General features: G+C 48.4%; 23 protein-coding genes and 1 other RNA gene. 5 read left to right on the top strand and 19 right to left on the bottom strand.

Annotation, left to right across the window (positions count from 1 at the left end):
- Positions 1-4: 4 nt before the first annotated feature.
- Positions 5-502: a DciA family protein gene (locus EXT46_RS14610; protein ID WP_130148127.1), complete on the top strand. Its 498-nt coding sequence runs from the start codon at positions 5-7 to the stop codon at positions 500-502.
- Between the two features lie 32 nt (positions 503-534).
- Here EXT46_RS14610 and lpxC read toward each other — a convergent pair whose 3' ends face one another.
- The 16 genes from lpxC to mraZ all read right to left on the bottom strand — a co-directional run bounded on the left by lpxC (position 535) and on the right by mraZ (position 18,295).
- Positions 535-1,446, bottom strand: coding sequence for a UDP-3-O-acyl-N-acetylglucosamine deacetylase (gene lpxC / locus EXT46_RS14605; protein ID WP_022946065.1), 912 nt, complete (start codon positions 1,444-1,446; stop codon positions 535-537).
- A gap of 86 nt (positions 1,447-1,532) precedes the next feature.
- Positions 1,533-2,804: a cell division protein FtsZ gene (gene ftsZ, locus EXT46_RS14600; protein ID WP_130148125.1), complete on the bottom strand. Its 1,272-nt coding sequence runs from the start codon at positions 2,802-2,804 to the stop codon at positions 1,533-1,535.
- A 21-nt stretch (positions 2,805-2,825) separates the two neighbouring features.
- Positions 2,826-4,055 (bottom strand): cell division protein FtsA, encoded by a 1,230-nt coding sequence (gene ftsA, locus EXT46_RS14595; RefSeq protein WP_022946067.1) that lies wholly within the window; start codon positions 4,053-4,055, stop codon positions 2,826-2,828.
- Positions 4,052-4,831, bottom strand: a complete 780-nt coding sequence (locus tag EXT46_RS14590) for a cell division protein FtsQ/DivIB (RefSeq protein ID WP_130148123.1) — start codon at positions 4,829-4,831, stop codon at positions 4,052-4,054. Before EXT46_RS14590 ends, ftsA begins: the two co-directional genes overlap by 4 nt.
- The gene (locus EXT46_RS14585) at positions 4,832-5,743 is read right to left on the bottom strand and encodes a D-alanine--D-alanine ligase (RefSeq protein WP_130148121.1); all 912 of its coding nucleotides are present in this window, start codon (positions 5,741-5,743) and stop codon (positions 4,832-4,834) included.
- Complete coding sequence (murC, locus tag EXT46_RS14580; RefSeq protein ID WP_040643288.1) at positions 5,740-7,203, bottom strand: UDP-N-acetylmuramate--L-alanine ligase; 1,464 nt, start codon at positions 7,201-7,203, stop codon at positions 5,740-5,742. Before murC ends, EXT46_RS14585 begins: the two co-directional genes overlap by 4 nt.
- An 11-nt stretch (positions 7,204-7,214) precedes the next feature.
- Positions 7,215-8,270, bottom strand: a complete 1,056-nt coding sequence (murG, locus tag EXT46_RS14575) for an undecaprenyldiphospho-muramoylpentapeptide beta-N-acetylglucosaminyltransferase (RefSeq protein WP_053910156.1) — start codon at positions 8,268-8,270, stop codon at positions 7,215-7,217.
- Positions 8,267-9,481, bottom strand: coding sequence for a cell division protein FtsW (gene ftsW / locus EXT46_RS14570; RefSeq protein WP_045980422.1), 1,215 nt, complete (start codon positions 9,479-9,481; stop codon positions 8,267-8,269). Before ftsW ends, murG begins: the two co-directional genes overlap by 4 nt.
- Positions 9,475-10,803 (bottom strand): UDP-N-acetylmuramoyl-L-alanine--D-glutamate ligase, encoded by a 1,329-nt coding sequence (murD, locus tag EXT46_RS14565; RefSeq protein WP_130148119.1) that lies wholly within the window; start codon positions 10,801-10,803, stop codon positions 9,475-9,477. Before murD ends, ftsW begins: the two co-directional genes overlap by 7 nt.
- Positions 10,803-11,885, bottom strand: coding sequence for a phospho-N-acetylmuramoyl-pentapeptide-transferase (gene mraY, locus EXT46_RS14560; protein ID WP_130148117.1), 1,083 nt, complete (start codon positions 11,883-11,885; stop codon positions 10,803-10,805). Before mraY ends, murD begins: the two co-directional genes overlap by 1 nt.
- Complete coding sequence (gene murF, locus EXT46_RS14555; RefSeq protein ID WP_130148115.1) at positions 11,885-13,270, bottom strand: UDP-N-acetylmuramoyl-tripeptide--D-alanyl-D-alanine ligase; 1,386 nt, start codon at positions 13,268-13,270, stop codon at positions 11,885-11,887. Before murF ends, mraY begins: the two co-directional genes overlap by 1 nt.
- Entirely contained in the window at positions 13,270-14,739 is a 1,470-nt protein-coding gene (murE, locus tag EXT46_RS14550) for a UDP-N-acetylmuramoyl-L-alanyl-D-glutamate--2,6-diaminopimelate ligase (RefSeq protein WP_130148113.1), read from the bottom strand. The genes murF and murE overlap by 1 nt, the downstream gene beginning before the upstream one ends.
- Positions 14,732-16,555 carry a penicillin-binding transpeptidase domain-containing protein gene (locus tag EXT46_RS14545; protein WP_240701146.1) on the bottom strand — a complete coding sequence of 608 codons (1,824 nt, stop codon included), beginning with the start codon at positions 16,553-16,555 and terminating at the stop codon, positions 14,732-14,734. Before EXT46_RS14545 ends, murE begins: the two co-directional genes overlap by 8 nt.
- Entirely contained in the window at positions 16,552-16,878 is a 327-nt protein-coding gene (gene ftsL, locus EXT46_RS14540) for a cell division protein FtsL (RefSeq protein WP_022946078.1), read from the bottom strand. Before ftsL ends, EXT46_RS14545 begins: the two co-directional genes overlap by 4 nt.
- Positions 16,875-17,813: a 16S rRNA (cytosine(1402)-N(4))-methyltransferase RsmH gene (rsmH, locus tag EXT46_RS14535; RefSeq protein WP_053910161.1), complete on the bottom strand. Its 939-nt coding sequence runs from the start codon at positions 17,811-17,813 to the stop codon at positions 16,875-16,877. The genes ftsL and rsmH overlap by 4 nt, the downstream gene beginning before the upstream one ends.
- A 23-nt stretch (positions 17,814-17,836) precedes the next feature.
- On the bottom strand, positions 17,837-18,295 hold the full coding sequence (gene mraZ, locus EXT46_RS14530) for a division/cell wall cluster transcriptional repressor MraZ (RefSeq protein ID WP_045980475.1): 459 nt from the start codon (positions 18,293-18,295) through the stop codon (positions 17,837-17,839).
- A gap of 430 nt (positions 18,296-18,725) precedes the next feature.
- Between mraZ and EXT46_RS14525 the strand changes: the two genes are divergently transcribed.
- The 3 genes from EXT46_RS14525 to EXT46_RS14515 are packed head-to-tail and all read left to right on the top strand — an operon-like array spanning position 18,726 to position 19,718.
- Entirely contained in the window at positions 18,726-19,052 is a 327-nt protein-coding gene (locus tag EXT46_RS14525) for a hypothetical protein (protein WP_022946081.1), read from the top strand.
- Between the two features lie 2 nt (positions 19,053-19,054).
- Positions 19,055-19,516 carry a hypothetical protein gene (locus tag EXT46_RS14520; protein ID WP_022946082.1) on the top strand — a complete coding sequence of 154 codons (462 nt, stop codon included), beginning with the start codon at positions 19,055-19,057 and terminating at the stop codon, positions 19,514-19,516.
- Entirely contained in the window at positions 19,482-19,718 is a 237-nt protein-coding gene (locus EXT46_RS14515; RefSeq protein WP_022946083.1) for a hypothetical protein, read from the top strand. The genes EXT46_RS14520 and EXT46_RS14515 overlap by 35 nt, the downstream gene beginning before the upstream one ends.
- Here the strand turns inward: EXT46_RS14515 and EXT46_RS14510 are convergent.
- Entirely contained in the window at positions 19,715-20,695 is a 981-nt protein-coding gene (locus tag EXT46_RS14510; protein WP_130148111.1) for a glutathione S-transferase family protein, read from the bottom strand. The genes EXT46_RS14515 and EXT46_RS14510 overlap by 4 nt on opposite strands.
- A gap of 12 nt (positions 20,696-20,707) precedes the next feature.
- Positions 20,708-21,547, bottom strand: a complete 840-nt coding sequence (locus tag EXT46_RS14505) for a pirin family protein (RefSeq protein WP_130148109.1) — start codon at positions 21,545-21,547, stop codon at positions 20,708-20,710.
- A gap of 281 nt (positions 21,548-21,828) precedes the next feature.
- Between EXT46_RS14505 and EXT46_RS14500 the strand changes: the two genes are divergently transcribed.
- A complete protein-coding gene (locus tag EXT46_RS14500) occupies positions 21,829-23,232 on the top strand; it encodes an MBL fold metallo-hydrolase (RefSeq protein ID WP_130148107.1) in 1,404 nt (467 codons plus the stop codon).
- A 160-nt stretch (positions 23,233-23,392) separates the two neighbouring features.
- Here EXT46_RS14500 and rnpB read toward each other — a convergent pair.
- Positions 23,393-23,763, bottom strand: an RNA gene (gene rnpB, locus EXT46_RS14495) — RNase P RNA component class A.
- Positions 23,764-23,797: the final 34 nt, after the last annotated feature.

Genomic DNA, 23,797 nt, shown 5'->3' with positions numbered 1-23,797 from the left:
ATTTATGGCGAAAGATAGGTATGCACCCAAACAACTTGACGAAGTTTTGGGCCAGTTGAGCCCGCGTATGGGGTCACGTATTGCCGGCTATAGCGCTAAAAGCCAACAGCTCAGTCAGCAACAGAGCGTGCTGCGTGAAGTGATCGGTGAGAATCTAGCGAAGAAATGTCGTGTTGCTAATATTCGTGATGATGCGCTGATCATTGAAGCACAAAGTGCCACCATTGCGTTAAAACTCAATTACGTAAAGATGGATATCCTTTCCGCCTTTCGCCAACAAGGCTTGGCGCAACTTTGCCAAGTAAAAATTCAAACCTCTCCCGATGCCGCGAGACGTTTAACTCCTCAGTCGCAGACCGGCAGCAACAAAACAACCGCGCCGAAGAAGCGGGCCATGAGCGAGCAAAGCGCTGAGTATTTGGAACATGTGGCCGAGAATGCTCCTCCCTCGCTACAGCAGAAATTACGGCGCTTGGCGCTACACGGCAGACAAAAAAAATGACGCTCAACAGCGTCATTTTTTATCAGTATTTTTTAAGCTGTTTGCAGCTCGAGTGCCGGAGCAGGCATCGATACGGTGTCTTCGAATGTTGCCCATTCCCATGCAGACTCAGTAGCCATAATCTTACGCAGTAGCTTATTATTCAGGTCATGCCCTGATTTATAAGCTGTCAGCTTACCGAGAATGTTGTGGCCGGTCATAAACATATCACCCACACAATCGAGGATCTTATGTTTTACGAACTCATCGTCATAACGCAAGCCATTCGGATTCAATACTTTAAAATCATCCAATACCACTGCATTATCCATACTACCGCCAAGGGCTAGGTTGTTGGCATGCATGTATTCAATGTCTTTCATAAATCCGAAAGTACGCGCGCGGCTGATTTGTTCAATGAAGTTTTGCGCCGTAATATCGAGACCGATACGCTGACGGCTTTCATTGATAGCTGGGTGGTCGAAGGCAATTTCAAAGTCGATATGGAAACCATCATAAGGCTCAATCTCGGCCCATTTGTCGCCCTCTTCAACGCGTACCTTTTCTTTCACGCGAATAAAGCGCTTAGCAACATTTTGCTCGGCTAACCCACCTTTTTGTAGTAGATAGATGAACGGCAACGCACTGCCGTCCATAATAGGTACTTCTGCACTATCTAACTCAACAATTAAGTTGTCGATACCTAACGCCGCAACCGCAGCGATAAGGTGTTCAGTAGTCGATAAACGAACGCCGTCTTTGTTTGTTAAACAGGTACACAATTGCGTATCACCCACCGCTTCCGGGGTTGTCTCGAAATCCACAACCGGATCAAGGTCCACGCGACGAAATACTATCCCAGTATTTGCGCTCGCAGGTCGGAGAGTTAAGGAAACCTTCTCACCTTTGTGAAGCCCAACACCCGTGGCTTTGACTACTTCTGCAATTGTACGCTGTTTAATCATAGGCTTTCGCTCACTCTTTAAACTAAAGTCAGACGGCGGATTCTACCACACATCGCTGCTGTTAACAAATCAGTTTATTTTCTGTACTAATCAGCCTGCTTACGCAAGAACGCTGGGATGTCGAAGTAATCGCCACCGTCTTCTTGTTTCTTGCTGCCAGCACTATTGCCGCTGCCTTTGTGGCTTTCTTGGCTCGGCGTTGCCGCCGGGCTAGCACTGCTATTATCGACTTTAGGCTGCTCTTCTACCGGCTTGGACTCTTCGCTAGCGCTTTGAGTTCCCTGCGAAGCAAAACTTGGCACAAACATAGACATGCTCTGGTTGTTGCTCGTGCTAGAGGTTACATCTGAGCCTGAAGCTCGCTTGAAACCATTGTCGACAACACCAAACTGTGGACGACGATCACCACCGAGACCCGTTGCAACAACGGTTACGCGCAGTTCATCGCTCATTTCCATATCAATTGCGGTACCAACGACCACGGTGGCATTTTCAGATGCCAAGGCTTTAACGTGATTACCAACGATTTCAAATTCTTCGATTGATAAATCCATACCGGCAGTAATATTGACCAAGATGCCTTTTGCACCCGTTAGATCCACGTCTTCAAGGAGCGGGCTTGAAATCGCCGCTTCGGCAGCTTCTTGTGCTCGGTCAGGACCTGATGCTGAGGCTGAGCCCATCATCGCCGTCCCCATGGCTGACATCACCGTACGTACGTCAGCAAAGTCGACGTTGATCAATCCAGCGCGGGTGATCAGCTCGGCAATACCTTGTACCGCACCATAAAGTACGTCATTCGCCTTAGCGAAAGCGTCCAATAAGGTTGTGCCTTTACCGAGCACTTTGAGCAGTTTGTTATTCGGAATAGTAATCAATGAATCAACAATTTCCGCCAATTCACCAATGCCATGTTCCGCTGCTGCTGCACGCTTCTTGCCTTCAAAATCAAACGGGCGAGTAACCACAGCTACAGTTAGAATACCGAGCTCTTTGGCTAAACGCGCCACCACTGGGGCTGCACCCGTGCCCGTACCGCCGCCCATACCGGCTGCGATAAATACCATATCAGCGCCTTCTAATGCGCTTTTAATGGTTTCTGCATCTTCTTCGGCGCTTTTCTTACCAATATCTGGATTGGCACCAGCACCTAAACCTGAGGTGATCTGCGTACCTAGCTGAACCGTAACGTCAGCTGATGATTTACGCAGTGCTTGCGCATCGGTGTTCGCGGTAATAAATTTTACCCCTTCGATGTGCTGTTGCACCATGTGTTCAACGGCGTTACCACCGCCGCCACCGACACCTATTACTTTGATAACAGCTTCTTCGCTGTGTTCTTCCATCATATCAAACATGTTAACTCTCCGACTTGAGCACTAAAACTCGCCTTGGAACCACTTCGTGATTCGGTTCCACCAGTTACCCTCGTCTGCTTTCGCTTTTGTTGCGTTGATCGACTGCATGGTCCGACCATATTGTAACAAACCTACAGCGGTTGCAAATGAGGGATCGTTTACATAGTCGGTCAATCCGCTTATCCCTATCGGACTGCCGATACGTACCGGCATCTGGAAAATGTCTTCAGCCACTTCCAGGGCACCGGCCATCTTCGAACTACCGCCGGTAATAACCAATCCTGCGGCAATTTGATCTTCTAAGCCTGAGCGCCGAATTTCTTCAAGCGCCAGTTCAAATAATTCTCTAAAACGCGGCTCTACCACCTCTGATAGGGTATGGCGCGACATAATGCGTGCTGGGCGACCGCCTACGCTAGGTACCTCGATTTGCTCTTCGTTGCTAGCCATTTGGCTGCTTGCGCAGGCGTGTTGCACTTTAATCGCTTCCGCATGCGAAATTGGTGTACGGAAAATTTTCGCGATATCACCAGTCACCTGGTTCCCGGCGACTGGGATCACTGCGGAGTGGCGTAGCGCGCCATTAATGTAGATAGTGATATCCATGGTGCCACCACCGATATCTAACACTGCAACACCCAGTTCTTTCTCATCATCAGTGAGTACTGAGTAGCATGATGCAAGGGCATTAAAGATAAGCTGATCGACTTGTAAGCCACAGCGTTCAACACATTTTTCAATGTTTTTGGCCATGTCATTTGAGCAAGTAATAATATGCGCCTTAGCTTCCATGCGCACACCGCTCATGCCCAACGGGTTTTTAATGCCTTCTTGCATATCAATGCTGTATTCCTGCGGCAATGCATGCAACATTTTGCGCTCAGCAGAAATAGGCACTGAACGTGCAATATGAATGACGTTATCGATGTCCTCGTCGGTGACCTCGGTGTTATTAATCGCAACAACACCGGTTTCATTCTGACATTGAATATGCTTACCAGAAATACCTAAATACACTGAGCTGATACGGCAATCAGCCATAAGCTCAGCTTCATCGATGGCACGACGAATAGACTCGGAAACAAGGTTGAGATCGTTCACCCCCCCTTTATCCATGCCATGCGAAACCTGGCGGCCGACGCCGACTATGCTGAGCTTATTGTCATCGGTGATCTCACCGACGGTGGCAACTACTTTTGCAGTGCCCACATCTAAACCGATCACAAGGTTACGTTCTACTGACTTGGTCATGCCTTACTCTTTTGTTCTTCTTCCGTTACATCCAGCGGCTTAAACTGCACCGCAAGGCCGGTATCATATCGTAAATCGACAACATCTACTCGCACATCTTGACGTTTTTTCAAGTGTGGATAGACATCAATAAATCGCTGCACCCGCTTGGCTTTCTCTTCACGCCCTAAGTTCAAGCGAATGCCATTATCCAACCATAATTGCCAGGCAAAGCGCTCCGAAAGCGCCAAGCTCGTTAGGTTAAGGCCATTAACAGCAAACAACTCTTTAAAGCGCACAAACGTTTGCCACGCCTCTCCTTCGCTGCCCTCTGGGCCAAACAGGCTAGGCAGTTGGGTATTCACCTTGTTGGTGGGGGCAGAAAAAACCTGCCCTTTCGTATTGAGCAGCATGTCATCATTCCAATAAGCAACGGGATGATGTTCAACCACATACACCTGCAAAGTGTCTGGCCATTGCTTGCGCACCGAGGCGCTGGCTACCCAAGGCAGTTCAGTCACTAATTGCTGAACATGCTTTACATCAAGCTCAAAAAAGCTATCCAGATCGGCTTGCTTAATGGCGGTAATAATATCTCGCTCTTCGGTGTAATGTGGCTCACCCAGTACCTGCAGTTGCTTAAGTCGCGCGTCTTTATCTTGGACCAACCAATCGGAGAAATTAAAGGTCAGTTTAATCACCACAAAGAGCACCAACAGAAAGAAACTCACACCAAAGAGTAGCGACCAGTTGGTACGCTCTTTTAAGTTAATAAGCTTCTCTCTCAGTTCACTCATTTACAGGGTCTGCTCCAAAATGCGTTGTACTAACTCAGGGAATTCAATACCTTGCGCTTTGGCGGCCATAGGTACTAAGGATTTCTCTGTCATCCCTGGCACGGTATTCACTTCTAGCAAATAAAACTCGCCGTCATCACCTTGCATCGCATCAACTCGTCCCCACCCTTTGGCACCAACAAGATTAAATGCATGAAGCGCCATCTCTTGTAACTGTGCTGTTTGCTCAGCACTGATATCAGCAGGGCAAAAGTATTCAGTGGTGCTGGATTGATATTTGGCTTGGTAGTCGTAAAAACCACTGGGAGTGCGCATTTCAATCACAGGTAAGGCCTTATCAGCTAAAATCGATACAGTAAATTCGCGGCCACTTAACCATTGCTCCACCAGCACTTGATCATCAAACTGAAAAGCGTCTTGCAATGCTTGCTTTAGCTGCTGTGCGGTATGGGCTTCAGCCATGCCAATACTGGACCCTTCATGAGACGGCTTAACCATCACGTGACCCAGTTGTGCCATTATCGCCTGGCTGTCGTAGGCACTGTTTTTATCGACCACAACATAAGGAGAGGTACGCAGTCCCGCTACCTGGAATAAGTGTTTACAGCGCACTTTATCCATAGCCAACGCAGAGCCCAATACTCCCGACCCGGTGTAAGGCAAGCCCATAAATTCCAGAGCGCCTTGTAAGGTGCCATCTTCCCCGCCGCGACCATGGAGGGCAATAAACACTCGCGCGAATTGGCCTTGCATGAGTTCGTGTAGAGGTTGATGTGCGGGGTCAAACTGGTGAGCGTCAACACCCGCTTGGACAAGCGCGTTGTGCACTGCATTACCCGATTTTAGCGATACTTCGCGCTCAGCCGACGAGCCCCCAAGTAGAACGGCTACCTTACCGAAATCTCGACTCATGACGACACCTGCTCAAGTTGGTTTATTTGTAGCTCAGTGGCCGCCAGCTTCTTCACTAGCTGACCAATATTGCCTGCTCCTTGAGTGATCACTAAGTCATCATCAGCCAAGGTAGTCGCCAGAACACGGGCCAACTCGTTGTGATCGGCCACATGCAATGGCTCTTTACCACGCTGGCGCAGACTGCGACACAAACTCTTAGAATCAGCACCCACAATAGGCTCTTCACCGGCAGCATAAACATCGAGCAAAATCAGCTGATCGACATCACTCAATACCTTAACAAAATCTTCGTACAAATCGCGGGTACGGCTATAACGGTGTGGTTGGTAAATCATCACCAAGCGTTTTTGCGACCAGCCGTCACGCGCTGCTTTAATAGTGGCTGCAACTTCACTCGGGTGGTGGCCATAATCGTCAATAAGCATGACTTTGCCACGCTCGTTAGTGAACTCACCATAATGCTGAAAACGACGACCGATGCCCTCAAACTTCTGCAGCGCACTGAGAATAGCGCTATCACTAATGCCTTCATCCTTTGCTACAGCAATCGCTGCGGTGGCGTTTAAGGCATTGTGTTTGCCGGGCATATTTAAGGTCACGTCGAGACGCTCACCCTGTTTTGACAGTACCGTGAACGAGCAGGTGCTGGCATTTTGGCTAAAGTCAGTGAGCCGATAGTCAGCATCACAGTGTTCGCCATAGGTTGTCACCTGACGAGAAAAGCGGGGAATCAGCTCTTTAGCGACTTCAGAATCAATACACACCACGGCAAGACCATAAAATGGCAAGTTGTGTATGAAATCCACATAGGTGTCTTTCATTTTCTCGAGGCTGCCATCATAGGTATCCATGTGATCTTCTTCAACATTGGTGATCACCGATACCATCGGCTGCAAATGTAAAAATGAAGCATCACTTTCATCGGCTTCGGCAATTAAATAACGACTGTCACCAACCTTCGCGTTACTGCCGGCGCTATTGAGTAAGCCGCCGATTATAAAGGTGGGATCGAGCTTGGCCTCAGCAAAAATACTGGCTACTAAGCTCGTAGTGGTAGTTTTTCCATGAGTACCAGCAATGGCAATACCATGGCGAAAACGCATCAACTCAGCGAGCATCTCAGCGCGACGCACAATAGGAATACGGGCACTTCGAGCAGCAATAATTTCAGGGTTTTGCTCGTCAATAGCACTGGAAACCACCACTACCGACGCATCTTTAACATTGTTTTGGTCGTGCCCAATAAACACTTCTGCGCCGACTTTAATCAGCCGCTCAGTCATTGCACTTTGGGCTATATCTGAGCCGGTAATACGATATCCTTCGTAAGCCAGCACTTCAGCGATGCCGCCCATACCAGCACCGCCGATGCCAATAAAGTGAATTGTCTCAACGCGGCGCATCGCTGGTCGTTGGCCGTTATCTTGTTGCTTGCCCAATTTCGGGGCTGTGCTCATTGCCTGTGTCATTAACTATACTGCTCACATTGTTTGGCAACCTGTGCGGTTGCATCGAGCTTGGCGAGCGCTTTCGCGCGCTTACCCATCTCGGTCATTAATTCTGGTTGCTGCAAAAATGGCATCAACAGCTGTTGCACAGAGCTGTGATTAAAGTCGCTCTGTTGCATACATAATGCTGCTTCACCTTGCACCAAATACTCTGCATTGGCGGTTTGATGGTCATCCACAGCATGTGGAAACGGCACAAATAGCGCCATCCGCCCAGCGGCTGCAACTTCACTGACTGTCAGCGCTCCAGCGCGACAAACAATGACATCAGCCCACGCCAGTGCTGCGTCCATATCATCAATAAATTCAGTTACTTTCGCTTCAAGTCCTAGCTCATCATATTGCTGCTGTACATGCGCTGAGCGCGCCTTACCGGTTTGGTGCCACACGGCGAGAGGATGACGCTGGGTCAGCTCAGCAAAAGCGCCAGGCAACACGTCATTCAACACTTTCGCTCCCAAAGAGCCACCTACAACTAACATGTTAACCGGTGAGCCAACCTGCTTAGGTTCAATATGCATCAATGATTGGCGCACCGGATTGCCCAGCACTTTAAAATCATCATTGGCTAAAGCCCCTGGGAAGGCCCCAAGCGTTTGCGTGGCAATTTTAGCGAGCAGTTTATTGCTCATGCCAGCGACCGCATTTTGCTCGTGGATAATTAAAGGGATGCCTAAACTTTTTGCCGCCAAACCAACGGGGCCAGTGACATAGCCGCCCATAGTCAGCACCACATTAGGACGACGCTGCTTGAGAATATGACGCGCTTTAAAAAACGCTTTCAGAATCATCAGTGGCGCTTTGAACAGTCGCATTAAGCCGTTCCCGCGTACGCCTTGAACATCGATAAAATCAATCTCAATGTCGTGTTTAGGGACTACTTCGGCTTCCATACGGTCGTCGGTTCCGACCCAAGATACCTGCCAATCGCGCGCTATTAAGTATTGGGCTACGGCAATGCCCGGAAAGATATGTCCACCAGTTCCACCTGCAGCCACTACCATACGTTTACTCATGCTGCCCCCTGAACTGCTGAAGTTGAGCCACTGACACTTCGGCGATTACCACGCGGTGTTGCTTGCTTAGTGGCCATTTTCGTTTCAAAATCCACTCGCAATAACACGCCCGCCGCAATGGCCATCACTAAAAAACTAGACCCCCCGTACGAGATAAAGGGTAAGGTAAGGCCTTTGGTTGGCAAAATTCCGGCGCTGGCACCGACGTTCACCATGCTTTGAAAAGCAAACCAAATACCAATTCCTAAAGCTAAATAACCCTCATATTCCTTATTCGCTTTGAGAGCGCGCTGGCCGATAAGCAGCGCTCGAAATACCAAGGTTCCCAGCAGTACGAGAATGGTTAATACACCTATAAAGCCTAACTCTTCCGCGACCACGGCGAATATAAAATCATTGTGAGCGTGTGGCATGTATTGCAGTTTTTGCACGCTGTTGCCGAGCCCTTGGCCTAGCCATCCACCTTGCCCATAGGCCATCAACGACTGAACCAGTTGATAACCTTTGCCAAAGGGATCTTCCCACGGCTCCAAGAAACCCACCACACGAGCCCAGCGGTATGGCTCAAAAACAATAAGAGCGATGACTAAACCTATGCCAGAGAGCATAAGCGCGAAAAACTGCCATAGTTTCGCGCCGGCAAGGAAAAGTAACCCGACCGTGGTGACAAACATCACCACCACGGTGCCTAAATCCGGCTGCAACAAAATCAATCCGGCGTAGACAATGAACACACTAATGGGTTTAACAAAGCCTTTTAAGTTCTCCTGTACTTCGTCGCGTTTACGCACGAGGTAGCCAGCTAAGTAGCTAAAAAAGAATAGCTTCGCGACTTCAGAAGCTTGGATATTAATCGGCCCCATGGGGATCCATCGCTTCGAGCCATTGATTTCATTGCCAACAATTAATACCAGTACTAATAAACCTAAACCTAATAGCAGCAAATAAGGATTGGCTACTTTCCACCATTGCATTTTTACGCTGATGGCGACAATAAATAGCACAAAGCCTAAGGCCACAAACACAGCTTGGCGGATCATGATATGGTAAGGGTTATCGTACAGGCGCTCCGCTTCCGGCATCGAGGCACTGGTCACCATTACAAAGCCTACGCCAATAAGACACAGCAACGCGTAGATAAGTGGCACATCATAAAGTTGCCCTGAAGGTTTTAGATGGAATAAGTCTTTGATCTTTTCCCAGCTCATGATGACCCCTCCAACACCTGCTGAATAAAGTCATTACCCCGGGCCATGTAATTGCTGTACATATCTAAACTGGCGCAAGCCGGTGCAAGCAGCACAATATCGCCAGCCTGCGCGCAGGCTTTTGCCTTTTGCACCGCTTCACTCATGCCATTAACGCGATGACTGCCTGGTTTAAGCGCGGCAATGGCGTCACCGTCTTTCCCGAAACAGATGAGTTCAGCGACTTGTTCGGCCAAGATTTCTTTCAGTGGCATCAGATCCGCGCCTTTGGCATCACCACCAGCAAGTAAAATCAATCGCCCGGGCTCAGCGGCTAACCCCTTAATTGCTGCCAATGTAGCTCCGACATTGGTGGCTTTTGAGTCGTTGAAATAGCGCACATCATTTAAGGTAGTAACGTACTGACAGCGGTGGTCTAAGCCTTTGAATTCTGAAAATGCACGTTCAAACACACCAATATCAAAGTGAAAATCATGACACAACGCCATCACTGCAAGCACATTGAGTTGATTATGGCTGCCCGGTAACACCGTTTTACTACAAGGCAATAAAGGCGAGTTACGGTATGCGAAATAGCGCTCGCCCTGATGTTGCATGATATGGTAGTCGGCATCATGCAACGCAAAACTCAGCTGTTGTGATGCATGCTCTGGGTAGGTATCTGCGTCACCACGATTGTACACAGCTAGCTGACAATCTTGATAAATACGCTGCTTGGCGCAGATGTAATCAGCCATGCCTGTGTAGCGGTCAAGATGATCTTCACACAGGTTTAAGATGCACGCTGACTTCGCGGCTAAGCTGGTTGTTGTCTCTAACTGAAAGCTCGACAGCTCTAACACATACGCATCCATATCTTGCGCGAGCAAATCAAGTACTGCGGTGCCAATGTTGCCACCTAAGCCCACCTGTAAGCCGCCGCACTCCAGTACTTTAGCTAACAGTGAAACCACCGTGGACTTACCATTTGAACCTGTCACTGCAAGCACAGGTTTGTTATTAAGACGAGCAAAGAGCTCGACATCGCCGATCACTTCAACACCTTCGGCAATTGCTTGGCGCACTTGTGGTGTGCTAAGTGCTATGCCTGGGGCGATAATAATGACATCAAACTGCGTCAGTTCGGCTTTATCAAAATCGCCAAAGCGACGTTCTAAGTGCGGCACGTGAGAGTCGAGCCACAATTGTGTTGGTACCTGTTGACGGGAATCAATAAGCACTGGGTGAAGATTATGAGCATGCAGAAAACGCACCGTGCCCAGACCAGATATACCCAGTCCAAGCACCGCGATACGTTTATTTTTAAGCGTGTCTAAATAGCTCATTACCTAATCTTCAATGTCGCCAAACCGGCCAAAACTAATACAATGGAAATTATCCAAAAGCGCACGATGACGCGCGGTTCTGGCCAACCTTTTAATTCATAATGATGATGAATGGGGGCCATACGGAAAATTCGCTCACCGCGCAGCTTGTAGGACCCCACCTGTAAGATCACTGACAACGCCTCCATCACAAAGACCCCGCCCATAATCACCAATACCAACTCTTGGCGTACCAACACGGCAATAATGCCCAGTGCTCCGCCTAACGCCAAGGAACCTACATCGCCCATAAAGACTTGAGCTGGATAGGTGTTGAACCATAAAAAGCCTAACCCAGCGCCGACAATGGCGGTGCACACCACCACCAGCTCACTGGTCAGCGGTAAATGAGGGATATGCAGGTAGCTGGAAAAGTTCGCATGACCGGTAACATAAGCGATGATTGCCAACGCTGAGGCGACCAAAATAGTCGGTACGATGGCTAACCCATCAAGGCCGTCGGTGAGGTTGACCGCATTAGATGTACCGACTAAAACGAAGTAGGTCATGACAATGTAGAACAACCCTAGCTGAGGCATCACTTCTTTGAAAAACGGCACTATCAGCGCCGTTTCCGCAGCTTGCTGAGAGCTGACATAGAGCGCAAACGCGACGACTAAGGCAATAACTGATTGCCAAAAATACTTCCACTTAGCTATTAATCCTTTAGGGTCTTTGCGAATCACTTTACGGTAATCATCAATAAACCCAACAATCCCCAACGAGCCAATTACAAACAACGTTGCCCACACGTATTTATTGCTTAAGTCGGCCCACAGCAAAGTGCTGGTAAAAATAGCGCCCAGAATGAGTAGTCCACCCATGGTGGGTGTGCCGGATTTACTTAGATGAGATTGTGGACCGTCATCACGCACGGTTTGACCGATTTGCATACGCTGGAGCGCCACGATCAATTTCGGCCCAAAGTACAACGACATCAACAACGCTGTTAAAATTCCTAAAATGGCTCGCAACGTCAAATATGAAAAGACATTAAATCCACTATAAAATTGGGTCAGGTATTCAGCCAGCCACACTAACATTACTTCTCTCCCTCGCTGGCTAACTGCTTGCCATGCGCCACTAAATCTTCCACTAAAAGCTCCATGCGTGAACTGCGCGATCCTTTCACGACTACCGTTGTTTTTTGTTGTGTCTGTCGTAAGTCTTTAAGCATTTGCTCAAGGAGTTGATCACGCCCAGAAAAGTGGCGTTCGGCTTGTTCATAGACATCACTGGCGTAACGGCTCAATACGCCCAGAGAATAAACGGCTTCAATACCGCGTTGTTTTGCATACTCACCCACTTGTTGATGATAATCACGGGCATCTTCACCGAGCTCATTCATATCACCCAAAGCCAGTACACGATGGCCTTGAACGTCAGCGAGTAGGTCAATCGCGGCTTGCACCGATTTGACGTTGGCATTGTAACTATCATCAATGACTGTGAGCTGACTTGATACCTCAATCAGATTAACGCGGCCATGGGCTTGATGCATGGTCTTAAGACCACTGGCAACCTCTTGTAAGGAGCAGCCGACACTGGTCGTTAATGCTGCAGCAATCAAGACATTGGTGACATTATGTTTACCGGGAATAGCAAGCTCAACAGCGACTTTCTCTTTGTTGTTACACAGCGTAAACGACGCCCGGGCCAATGCATCAAGATGAATATCTTCTGCCCATACATCCAGTTGCTGACTCATGGAAAACTGCTTCACTTTGCGTGAGCCCAAATCGTCTAGCCACTGCTGTTTAAATTCGCTATCAGCATTAATGACTGCTACACCATGCTCGCCGAGACCAGAAAAGATTTCGCCTTTCGCGGTGGCCACTCCTTGTAACGAGCCAAAGCCCTCAAGGTGTGCCTCAGCAACATTACATACTACAGCCACATCGGGTTTAGTTAATGATGTGGTGTAGGCAATTTCGCCGAGGTGATTCGCGCCCAACTCAATAACGGCGTACTGATGTTTTGGCGCTAGACGCATTAAGGTTAATGGCACACCAATATCGTTGTTAAAGTTGCCTTTTGTCGCCAGCACTTCCCCTTTTTGTGCCAATATTGCCGCACACATTTCTTTCACTGTGGTTTTACCCACGCTCCCTGTGATAGCGATAGTTTTAGGGGCTACTTGGGCTTTTACCGCAGCACCGATTTGCCCTAAAGCCAATCGTGTATCAGCCACAATCAGTTGCGGCAAGGAACTATCTACTGGGTGTTCAACAATGAGCGCAACGGCCCCTTGTTGCTCAGCCACATCAATAAACTGATGGCCGTCAAAATTCGGCCCTTTAAGTGCTAAAAACACTTCCCCTGCACATAAGCTACGCGTATCGGTATTAATATTTTCGACAGCACAATTCTCGCCCTGGTAGGCACACCCTAAGGTGTCGCTAAGCCAGTTTAAATCCATGGCAATCATTATTTACCTCCTTGTTGATGCAATAACTGCTGCACCACAGTGCGGTCGCAAAATGCGAGTGTCTGCTCGCCAATGATTTGATAGTCTTCATGGCCTTTGCCGGCGATGAGCACAATGTCCTCACTGCCCGCTTGTGTAATCGCCAAGGCGATTGCCTTTGCTCTGTCCACTTCATAATGAGCTTCAATATTGGCACTGAAACCGCTTTTAATATCATCGAGTATGGTGTGTGGGTCTTCGCTGCGTGGATTATCGCTGGTCACCACAACACGGTCAGCGTACTTTTGTGCCGCCTTGGCCATTAATGGCCGCTTACCTTTATCGCGGTCACCGCCACACCCGAACACACAGGTCACTTTACCAGGTGCGTGTTGACGCAAGGCTTGCAATGCGAGCTCTAAAGCATCGGGGGTATGGGCATAATCCACCACACAGGTGGGCTGTTGTGGTGCACTATACGCTTGCATACGCCCAGCGATAGGCGTCAAAGTTTTACAGCCGGTTAGTAACGCAGACAGCGGGTAACCTAGGCCAAGCAATGTTGCCAGTGCGGCGCACACATTATAAAGATTAAACTCACCAAACAGCGGCAGCTCTATTTGCCCTTCTCCCCAACTACTGCTGATCTGCGCGCGTAAACCGCTAGGTAAAAACTGAACATCGCTAAAATACACATAGCGACCGAGCTCAGGGGGTAAGGTTTTACGGCCGTATACAACCAAGTCATCAAATGGATATTTTTCTAGCCATCCCTGAGCAACCGCATCGTCTTGGTTAAGCACCACCATTTTCGCATTACAATCACGCATGAGGATCAGCTTGGCATCAGCATAACTCTGCATATCGCCGTGGTAATCTAAGTGATCGCGAGACAAGTTGGTAAATACAGCGGCGCGAAAATGGCTATTAGCAACACGGCCTTGAATAAGGCCATGCGAAGAGACTTCCATTGCCACTAACTGTTTTTGTTGTTGTTTTAACTTGGCAAAAATCTGTTGCAGCTCAACACTGCTCGGCGTAGTGTTGCTCAGCGCATTCATCTGCTGGGCATCGCCCCAACCCAACGTGCCGATTATGGCACTGCTGCGCTCACAGTACTGCGCTAAAGTAGCAATAAATGAGGTGGTAGACGATTTTCCATTGGTGCCAGTTACGCCAACCAGATCAAAGGCATTACTTGGCTCGCCGTAAAATTGCGCCGCCAACTGCGAAAGACGCAGGCTAAGCTCATCCACGACAATAATGCGCTCATCATCACTGTTAAGTTGACAGCGGCTGTCGGCAATAACCGCATTCGCTCCTGCGGCAATGGCTTGTTTAGCAAATTGTCCGCCATCCAGTTGATGGCCTTTAATAGCGACAAAGACATCGCCGCGATTGACGCGGCGGCTATCGAGCTGTAACTCATTGACCAACTCAATGTCGGTATCTATGCCCCAAGGTGCGAGTACTTCGCGAAGATTACGCATCTCCACCTCCTTCTTCTGCAAGGTTAGCGACGGGCTCTAAATCAGGTGCTACATTCAAAATACGCAGCGCATTAGACATGATCTCAGCAAATACAGGGCCGGCTGTAGCACCGCCATAATAAACATCGCCGCCGGGTTCATTAACCATCACCACAACCGCTAATCGCGGATCACTGACCGGGCCAAGGCCGGCAAAATACCCCACGTATTCATCGCCATAGCCACCCGCAACCGCTTTTTTAGAAGTTCCTGTTTTAGCCGCTACACGATAACCATCCACTTTCACTTTCGAGGCCGTGCCGCCTTTTTCAAAGACGCTTTCCATCATCTCAACTACCGCATTCACGTCTTTTTCTTTAAAGACGCGTTCACCTTGCAAAGGTTGTGGTTGTTTTAAAATCGTCAGTGGTCGAGAAATACCGCCCGAACCCAAGGTGGCATAAAAGCGCGCGAGCTGCGCGGTACTAACGGAAATCGCATAACCAAAAGATAAGGTCGCGATTTCGAAATCTGACCAACGGCGATTAGGGTAGAATAAGCCGCGGCTTTCACCCACCATGCCAGTGCCGGTATCACTGCCAAAACCAACACGCTCAAATAAACCGACAAAATAGTCTTTAGGGAGATCTTGGGTGATCTTCGCCACCCCCATATTGCTTGATACTTTGAGTATTTCTCGCAGTGACATCTCACCCCGGTTATGGGTATCTTGCACTAGACTGCCACCCACACGCATCCACCCTGGGTAAGTGTCTATGGTGTCGTTCGCCTGGATATTTCCATAATCTAAACCAGCTAACACTGACAAAGGTTTAATGGTTGAACCCGGCTCAAATAAATCGGTAATAGCGCGGTTGCGGCGCTTATGTGGCGCTGCATCTTCTAAATTATTGGGGTTGAACGAGGGGCTGTTAACCATGGCTAAAATTTCGCCGGTTTTTACATCCACCACCATGGCCGAACCTGATGTTGCTTTGTAGGTGAGCACGGCCGATTTCAGCGCCTTATATGCGATAACTTGAATACGTTGGTCGATGGATAGCTCGATATTTTCTGGCTCCACGCGCTGACGTTCGTCAAGCACCGCCACTTCGCGGCCACGCGCATCCTTACGAATAGTGCGTCGTCCTTCAGTGCCCGTGAGTGCTTCATCATAGAGTTTCTCAATGCCCTCGATGCCATGACCATCAATATTGGTAAATCCCAATACATGAGCGGTGATCTCTCCCGCTGGATAATAACGTTTAGACTCGTCTAGCAGATGCACGCCTGGCAGGTTGAGTTCATCAATATAATTGGCAACCGCAGGGGTTACTTGGCGCTTTAAATAAACGAAACGGCGGTCTTTATCACCGGTAAGGCGCTTATCGACATGGGCACGTCCTAAACGCAATACATCAGCCAGTTCACGCCAGCGCATATCTTGTTTATAGAAGGCTTGTTTTAAATCTTTTAAGTGGGCGGGTCTGTCCAAGACATCTTGCGGGTCTTGGCCCTGCTTTTTGGTATGGCTCACTACCTTCTTGCGCAAGTACTTATCAATCGCCTTAGGGTCGGCGTAAACACTCACAACAGGTACGCTGACCGCCAACTCTTTGCCTTGACGGTCAAAAATCATACCGCGTTGTACTTGAAGCTTCTCTACTCGCACGGTGCGTTTGGCGTTCTCGCTACGCGCTTTATCCGGCTCTATCACTTGCAAATAAGCGGCACGTGCAACTAAGGTGACAAACACCATAAGCACAGCACCGCAGACCAGCATAAACCGCCAGGTGATAAGGTTGTTACCATTGTTTTTACGCTTTGCAGCTCTCATGGGACTATTACCACTTCCTCGTCTTCACTGGTGGGGCGCTTCATATCCAACTGCTCTTTCGCTATTTGCTCGATGCGGGCATGTTGAGAATAAAACTCTTCCTCAACTAATAAGTAACGCCAGTTCAAATCTAATTCGTCCCGCTCTTGTAATAAGCGGTCTTGAGCGATCAATTTTGCTCGCGACAAATGAGTGACTTGTACTATAGCCAAGGCACTGATAAGAATAAGAAAAAGCAGCCCCAATGTGATCTTATTGTCAAATAGTCCCCGCAAGATCTCTAACAAGAGATTTGGATGGCGATTTAGTTGTTGTTGGCTCATCCCAATCTCTCAGCTACACGAAGGACGGAGCTGCGCGCACGGCTGTTGCGAGCGATTTCTTCCTCGCTCGGCTTAATGGCTTTGCCTACTGCCTTAAGCGTTAACTGTTGTTTTAATTGCTCATCGGTTAACGGCAGACCTCTAGGCATTGCCTCTCCCTTGCTCTGCTTTTTAATAAACTGTTTTACAATGCGATCCTCTAAGGAGTGGAAAGAAATCACCACTAATCGCCCACCCGGTTTCAATACTTTCAGAGCTGCTTGTAATGCCGTCTGAATTTCCTCTAATTCACTATTGATATAAATGCGAATAGCTTGGAATGTGCGCGTTGCTGGGTGCTTATGTTTGTCTTTAACAGGCACCGCTTCATCAATCAGCTTGGCTAATTGCGCGGTTGAATTAATGTCAGTGTGGGCGCGAGTCTCGATTATTTTGGTTGCAATACGCCGAGCAAACTTTTCCTCACCGTACTTTTTAAACACGAAGACCATGTCCTCTAACTCTGCTTCTGCCAGCCACTGCGCAGCACTTCGCCCTTGAGAGGGGTCCATACGCATATCTAAGGGTCCGTCTTTCATGAAGCTAAAGCCACGTCCAGCATCATCTAGCTGAGGTGAGGACACGCCAATATCGAGCAAAATACCATCGACCTTGCCGATAAGTCCCTGTGCTTCGGCGACTTCATCAAGACGAGAGAAACGACTATGGGCAATATTAAAACGTGGGTCGTCAGCAAAGCGTTGTGCCGCAGCGATAGCGCTCGGGTCTTGATCGATGGCTTGCAAGCGCCCCTGCTCACCAAGACGAGCGAGTATTTCGCCAGAGTGCCCACCACGGCCAAAAGTCCCGTCGATATAAATACCATCAGGTTTAATGGCCAGAGCCTCTATTGTCTCCGTCATTAACACGGATATATGTTGAAAGTCTTCGCTCATGCGTGTGTTCGCGCCTTTTAGAGTTAGAATGAAAAATCAGCGAGATCTTCATCCTGTTCAAATTCTTGTCCTAGTTCGATAGCAATGTCGTCTTGCATTTGCTGCTGCCAACGCGCCTCATCCCAAATTTCAAACTTATTCAGTTGCCCCACGAGTACGATTTTCTTACCTAGTTGCGCATAGTCGCGTAGATGAGGAGCTAATAGCACACGGCCATTTTTATCAACTTGGTAATCCATCGCGTTCCCTAGTAGCAAGCGCTGCATACGTTTCGCTCTGGGCTTAATGTTCGACAAACTCGCTAAGCGTTGTTCGATGACTTGCCATTCACTCAGGGGATACAGCAATAAACAGGGATCACTTAAATTGATAGTGCAGATAATTTCGCCGCCATTATCCGCAAGCAGCTGATTCCGATACTTTGTTGGTATCGCAAATCGGCCCTTGTCATCAAGGCTGAGTGTGCTGGCGCCGCGAAACATAAATAAAATGCCGTCCAAGTGTTGCTGTTTTGGTTTTCGGTAATAGTGCAGATCCACATTGATCCACTAAAACCCACATTTTCCCACTGAACTACAGTCTAGGGCTTGACAAGCCTTTTTGTCAAGCAATGAAAAATCCAACAACCTCTTGCAAAGCTAGATAATATGCGGGTTTTAAGGAAGTCTATGAATTCGGTGGGAAAATGTGGATCATACTTTTACCTAGGGAATAAATGTTCATTTTTTATTCATTCCACGTGATACCGTGATCTTCACTGTGTAAATTTTACTGCCTGAGTGCGTAAGTATTTAGTCTTACCCTCTCAATTTTATCTGCGTATGTTTTTAAGCTACTGATTTTGTTGACTTCTAATACTTGGAATGAGAGTTGCGTTAAAAACTGTGAACTGTCAGATAAAGGAGATACACCATGGCAAATGCTAATACTAAGACTGCTGAACAAACGCAAAGCAATTCAGCTCACACACCCACAGCTCCAACTACTGAAAGCGCCTCTAAAGCCGCCCACGCTGCGGTAGACCAAGTGGCTCAGAAAGCGGCCACGGCAGAAGACTATGTGCGCAAACATGCTAGTGAGTCTGCCGAGACTCTACACGAGAAGCGCGAAGCGTTAGAAGCGAGTTTGAAAAGCTCTGTGAGTCGCAGTCGCCGCTTTGCGCAAGAAAATCCATTGCTGTGTGCGGGACTGGCATTCGCGGCAGGCATGGCCGTTACCGCTCTTATTCGCCGTAAATAATCATGGCTGAAGAGCATCATGACTCGGCTGCTGAGAACGAGCAGCATGATGAGCAATCTGCGTCTTTGACGCGGGTTGCTCAATTATTTCAAGATTACGCGCAGCGCTGGGGTGAACAAATACAGTGCATCTTTGAGCTCGCTGCCACTGAAGCAAAAATCAGTGCCAAAGCGCTGTTATTAACTTTGGGTTTGATTGTCGCCATTGCTATGACCGCATTGGTAATTTGGTTAACTGTTGTTGGCGCCGCCGCCACGGTGCTGTACTGGTTAACACAATCGATGGCTCTGAGTATCTGTGGCTCATTAGCGGCGCAATTACTTCTGCTGTGGTGGCTAATCCGGCAAATGAAGCTTGCCTTGGCGCAAGTGAGCTTTGAACGCACCATTGCAGTAAGCAAGAAACCTTCATCTTCACAGGAGCAAACCGATGCTGACCCGTCTGATCCTGAAAAAACAGACTGAATATGCTGATTTACTGGCCGAGCAAGGGCAGATTCGTAAGCAGCTTATCGCTTTGGACAAACAGCAGCTACATTATCAAGGTGGTAAGTTGATGAGCCACCCCAAAGGTGTGGCTACGGCATTTTCTGCTGGCAGTCTTACAGAGCTGCTAACTAGCCGCCCTTCTTTAAAATGGCTGCGACTGGCTCAGCTTTTAATTTAGCCCATAAAGCGACGGTTGTGCGGACGACTAAAATCTAAATCAGGCCCTTTAGGCACTACTTGAGTCGGATTAATCATGGTGTGACTAAAGTAATAATGACGTTTAATGTGCGCCATATTGAGTGTTTCAGCCACGCCCTTAACTTGGTATAAGTCACGCAAATAATTCGCTAAATTATCATAGCTCTCTATGGTGCGCTTATTACACTTAAAGTGGCCAAAGTAAACGGCATCGAATCGTATCAAGGTCGTGAATAACCGCCAATCTGCTTCAGTGAGCTCGCTGCCCACCAGGTAACGCTGACCTGCCAGTCTTCTTTCTACTTTTTCCAGAGCGCTAAATAGCGTATCAAAAGCTTGTTCGTAGGCTTGCTGTGTAGTGGCAAACCCCGTTCGATAGACGCCGTTATTGATACCGTGGTAAACCAGCTCGTTAATCGCGTCGATATCCTTGCGTAAGTGCTCAGGATAAAAGTCCAGTGTGTTGCCAGTCAGATGGTTGAAGGCCTCATTAAACATCCGGATAATTTCCGCTGATTCATTACTCACGATACAGTTTTGTTGCTTATCCCACAGCACAGGAACAGTGACACGGCCACTGTATGTAGGATTATTGCGCGTGTACAACTGATGCATATAGTGGTAACCGAATAATGAATCACCCGAGCTGCCCTTAGCTTGATCGAAAGTCCATCCTTGCGACAGCATATCTGGGCTTACTACCGACACATCAATATAGTCTTCAAGGCCTTTTAAGGTGCGGAAAATAAGCGTTCGATGCGCCCATGGACAGGCTAAACTTACGTATAAATGATAACGCCCTTTCTGCGCTTTAAACCCTTCCCGGCCACTTGGTCCAGCACTGCCATCAGCGGTGACCCAGTTACGTAACTGCGCACTTTCTCGCTGAAATTCACCTTTGCTACTATCAGTGTCGTACCACTTGTCTTGCCACTTTCCATTCACGAGTAAACCCATAAAGGTAGCCTCCTATTGTGATAATTGTCCGAATTGCCCGTTTTGATAATCGCGGATAGCATCCTGTAACTGGGCTTGTGTATTCATAACGAATGGACCCATGTGTGCGATCGGTTGGTGCAACGGTTCGCCCCGCAGCAGTAGTAAACCACTAGGTTGATCCGTGGTCGCAATGATGGCACTGTCGCCATCAAGCACCAGCAACTGTCCCGCCTGATACCTTTGTCCTGCAGCAGTAATTGAACCGGTGTGTATATAGGCTAGCACCCGCTCACAGCCCATCGCCGGCATCTTTAGTTGCGCTTCAGAATCGATGTTGATATCAGCAATCGCGCCGTTGCAAGCTAGGTTGCTCAGAGGTGACTGCACTTGTTCAGCGTTAAGAGTCCAAGCACCTGCCAAGGCTTTTAAATACACTCCTTGGCTACTTATTTGCGGCAAGCCACTTTGCGCCGAGTCCTGATATTGTGGCGCATTCATTTTGTCTTTGGCATCCATATTGAGCCAAATCTGAAAACCGTGCAGGCCTTCACTATCAGCCAGGGGCATTTCACTATGGATGACTCCTTTACCTGTACTCATCCATTGCACATCACCGGCGCGAACAGCTTTACGGTTGCCAAGATGGTCGCGATGTTCAAAACCACCTTTAATAAGATAAGTAAACGTTTCAATGCCGCGATGGGGATGCGCGGGAAACCCTGCCATGTAATCGTCACTATGGTCTGATTTAAGCTCGTCAAGCATTAAAAAGGGATCTAGATAACGACCGTCGAAACCTGGTACGCGGCGGATCTTAACGCCCGCCCCATCTTCAGCAGGCTGGGCATTGAGTACTTTAATAACATTCATGGTGCACCTTTAGACTTACGCTGATAACTCGCGTTATGAAACGACATAGGTTCAGTGTAGTGTGCGTTTATGATTAGAGTAACCGGAAATATTAGCGTGCTGGATGCTAATTTTTAGCATACTGATTGAAAGACCACGCTCAATTGTTGCAACAGTGATTGACCAATCATCGCTAGCTTACGACGAGGTTTGAATTAATTCTTACCCCCGTCAGTTTTACTCACTACACTGATAGTACAGTAATCAGGGTTGTCGCTAGCATGGGTGTGAGGGGGATATGCATGGCTGAAATTACCTTTTACGGTGCTGCACAAGAAGTGACCGGCTCATGTCACTTGGTTTCGTCTCCAGCGCTGGGGGCGGTACTGCTAGACTGTGGCCTGCATCAAGGAATGAAGGCAAAAACGGAGGCGGTACGTGAGCAATTTCCTTTTAACCCTTACTCCCTGGATGCAGTTATTTTATCTCATGCCCACTTAGATCATTGTGGACGTTTGCCATTATTGGTTCATGATGGTTTTAATGGTGATATCTATTGCACTGAGGCAACGGCACAGTTGCTGCCAATTATGTTGTTTGATGCGCTTAGCCTGTATGAAAACGATTTAATGCGCGAGAATCGTAAGCTCAAACGAAAAGGTCAGTGTGAATTGACGCCACAATACACGAAAACCGATGTCCTGCATGTGCTCGCTCTATTAAAACCCACTGCCTATCAACAGCAGAGAAAATTAGCCGACAACGCCTCTGTGTGTTTCTACGACGCAGGCCACATACTCGGCTCAGCGATTGTAGAATTGAAATTTGATGAGCATAGCCGTCAAAAGACCTTAGTTTTTTCTGGAGATCTAGGCAATAAAGATACCTTGTTGATGAAGGATCCCACATGCTTGACGCGGGCCGACTTAGTGCTCATGGAAGGGACCTATGGCGACCGTGAACACCGCTCTCAAGGCGATACCTTAGCTCAGTTTAAAGATATTTTGCACCGCGCATACACTAAAGGCGGTAATGTCATGATCCCAGCCTTTGCCGTAGGACGAGCACAAGAACTATTACTTTATTTGGGTAAGTTACAGCTCGCCGGGGAGCTTGACGATTGGCACATATTTTTAGACAGTCCGATGGCCATAGAGGTCACCCAGGTTTATGACCAATGGCTGCCAACCTTGGATTGTGAGGGCGTGAAAGCGCTATGTACCGGCGAACAAACCTTACTCAAGCGCTTTCTCAGCACGCTGCACCTTATGGTGTCACCAGAAGAGTCGATGTCAATCAACAAGATCACTAATGGCGCACTGATCATCGCTGGCAGCGGTATGTGCACGGGTGGGCGCATCACTCACCACTTTAAGCACCGTATCTGGGACAGTCGCAACACCCTTATTTTTGTCGGCTATCAGGCTCAAGGCACCTTGGGGCGTAGGCTGGTTGAAGGGGCGCAACATATCAGGATGTTCGGTGAACAATTCGCCGTCAAAGCCAATGTTGAAACCTTAGGTGGGTTTTCCGCGCATGCAGGGCAGCAGGAATTGAGTGATTGGATTGGGCATTTTCAGCAGCCATTGCAACTCGCATTAGTGCATGGTGAGCCCGATGCCTTAGCCACACTTAAAGAAAAATTGCGTTGCGATCATGGGATAGAGGCTGAGATACCTGTGTATGGGCAAACCATCAAGTTCTGATGCAATCGGCAGCTTCAGGTAAAGTACTATCAGTTAGTTGTTAATAAAGAAACCCTGCGCGCCGCAAGGTGTACCTCTGTTCGCCAACATGGCTGAAAGAGTTAACTATTACTAAGGAAAGGTTCCAAAAACCGCTTGATGATTCAAGCGGGCATGGAATTGTTTGAGTCAGCCTATAAGCCGGGTTCTGTTCTCTCCCAAGGGAGATCGATAATCATTCGTCTAGGCCATAAATTGCTCTATGGCTCAAGCAACCTACCCGGTTCCGATGTGGGCCACATCATAAGGAACCCTATTTGGTCTTGCTCCGGGTGGAGTTTACCTTGCAACCAACTGTTACCAGTGGCCCGGTGCGCTCTTACCGCACCCTTTCACCCTTACCGGTCCCGAAGGACTTAGGCGGTTTTCTCTCTGCTGCACTTGTCGTAGGCTCACGCCCCCCAGCCGTTAGCTGGCACCCTGCCCTGTGGAGCCCGGACTTTCCTCCCCCTGATCATTTTCGTCACAGGCAGCGATTATCCGGCTGACTCAGGGGCGCCATTATACGCATGCCAAGTGATTTGCC

Origin of the sequence: Pseudoalteromonas sp. CO325X (genome assembly GCF_004208955.1) — a bacterium.
Classification (GTDB): domain Bacteria; phylum Pseudomonadota; class Gammaproteobacteria; order Enterobacterales; family Alteromonadaceae; genus Pseudoalteromonas; species Pseudoalteromonas ruthenica.
The sequence above is the reverse complement of the archived record's forward strand: the minus strand, read 5'-3'. Positions and strand labels throughout refer to the sequence as shown.

Coding starts and splice junctions, on each gene's coding strand:
- EXT46_RS14500 (WP_130148107.1), top strand. CDS start 21,829: ATGGCTGAAATTACCTTTTACGGTGCTGCACAAGAAGTGACCGGCTCA.
- EXT46_RS14610 (WP_130148127.1), top strand. CDS start 5: ATGGCGAAAGATAGGTATGCACCCAAACAACTTGACGAAGTTTTGGGC.
- EXT46_RS14515 (WP_022946083.1), top strand. CDS start 19,482: ATGCTGACCCGTCTGATCCTGAAAAAACAGACTGAATATGCTGATTTA.
- EXT46_RS14590 (WP_130148123.1), bottom strand. CDS start 4,831: ATGAGTGAACTGAGAGAGAAGCTTATTAACTTAAAAGAGCGTACCAAC.
- EXT46_RS14585 (WP_130148121.1), bottom strand. CDS start 5,743: ATGAGTCGAGATTTCGGTAAGGTAGCCGTTCTACTTGGGGGCTCGTCG.
- murF (WP_130148115.1), bottom strand. CDS start 13,270: ATGATTGCCATGGATTTAAACTGGCTTAGCGACACCTTAGGGTGTGCC.
- murE (WP_130148113.1), bottom strand. CDS start 14,739: ATGCGTAATCTTCGCGAAGTACTCGCACCTTGGGGCATAGATACCGAC.
- murC (WP_040643288.1), bottom strand. CDS start 7,203: ATGAGCACAGCCCCGAAATTGGGCAAGCAACAAGATAACGGCCAACGA.
- EXT46_RS14510 (WP_130148111.1), bottom strand. CDS start 20,695: ATGGGTTTACTCGTGAATGGAAAGTGGCAAGACAAGTGGTACGACACT.
- ftsZ (WP_130148125.1), bottom strand. CDS start 2,804: ATGTTTGATATGATGGAAGAACACAGCGAAGAAGCTGTTATCAAAGTA.
- ftsA (WP_022946067.1), bottom strand. CDS start 4,055: ATGACCAAGTCAGTAGAACGTAACCTTGTGATCGGTTTAGATGTGGGC.
- mraZ (WP_045980475.1), bottom strand. CDS start 18,295: ATGTTTCGCGGCGCCAGCACACTCAGCCTTGATGACAAGGGCCGATTT.
- EXT46_RS14525 (WP_022946081.1), top strand. CDS start 18,726: ATGGCAAATGCTAATACTAAGACTGCTGAACAAACGCAAAGCAATTCA.
- murD (WP_130148119.1), bottom strand. CDS start 10,803: ATGAGCTATTTAGACACGCTTAAAAATAAACGTATCGCGGTGCTTGGA.
- ftsL (WP_022946078.1), bottom strand. CDS start 16,878: ATGAGCCAACAACAACTAAATCGCCATCCAAATCTCTTGTTAGAGATC.
- murG (WP_053910156.1), bottom strand. CDS start 8,270: ATGAGTAAACGTATGGTAGTGGCTGCAGGTGGAACTGGTGGACATATC.
- EXT46_RS14520 (WP_022946082.1), top strand. CDS start 19,055: ATGGCTGAAGAGCATCATGACTCGGCTGCTGAGAACGAGCAGCATGAT.
- EXT46_RS14545 (WP_240701146.1), bottom strand. CDS start 16,555: ATGAGAGCTGCAAAGCGTAAAAACAATGGTAACAACCTTATCACCTGG.
- lpxC (WP_022946065.1), bottom strand. CDS start 1,446: ATGATTAAACAGCGTACAATTGCAGAAGTAGTCAAAGCCACGGGTGTT.
- mraY (WP_130148117.1), bottom strand. CDS start 11,885: ATGTTAGTGTGGCTGGCTGAATACCTGACCCAATTTTATAGTGGATTT.
- EXT46_RS14505 (WP_130148109.1), bottom strand. CDS start 21,547: ATGAATGTTATTAAAGTACTCAATGCCCAGCCTGCTGAAGATGGGGCG.
- rsmH (WP_053910161.1), bottom strand. CDS start 17,813: ATGAGCGAAGACTTTCAACATATATCCGTGTTAATGACGGAGACAATA.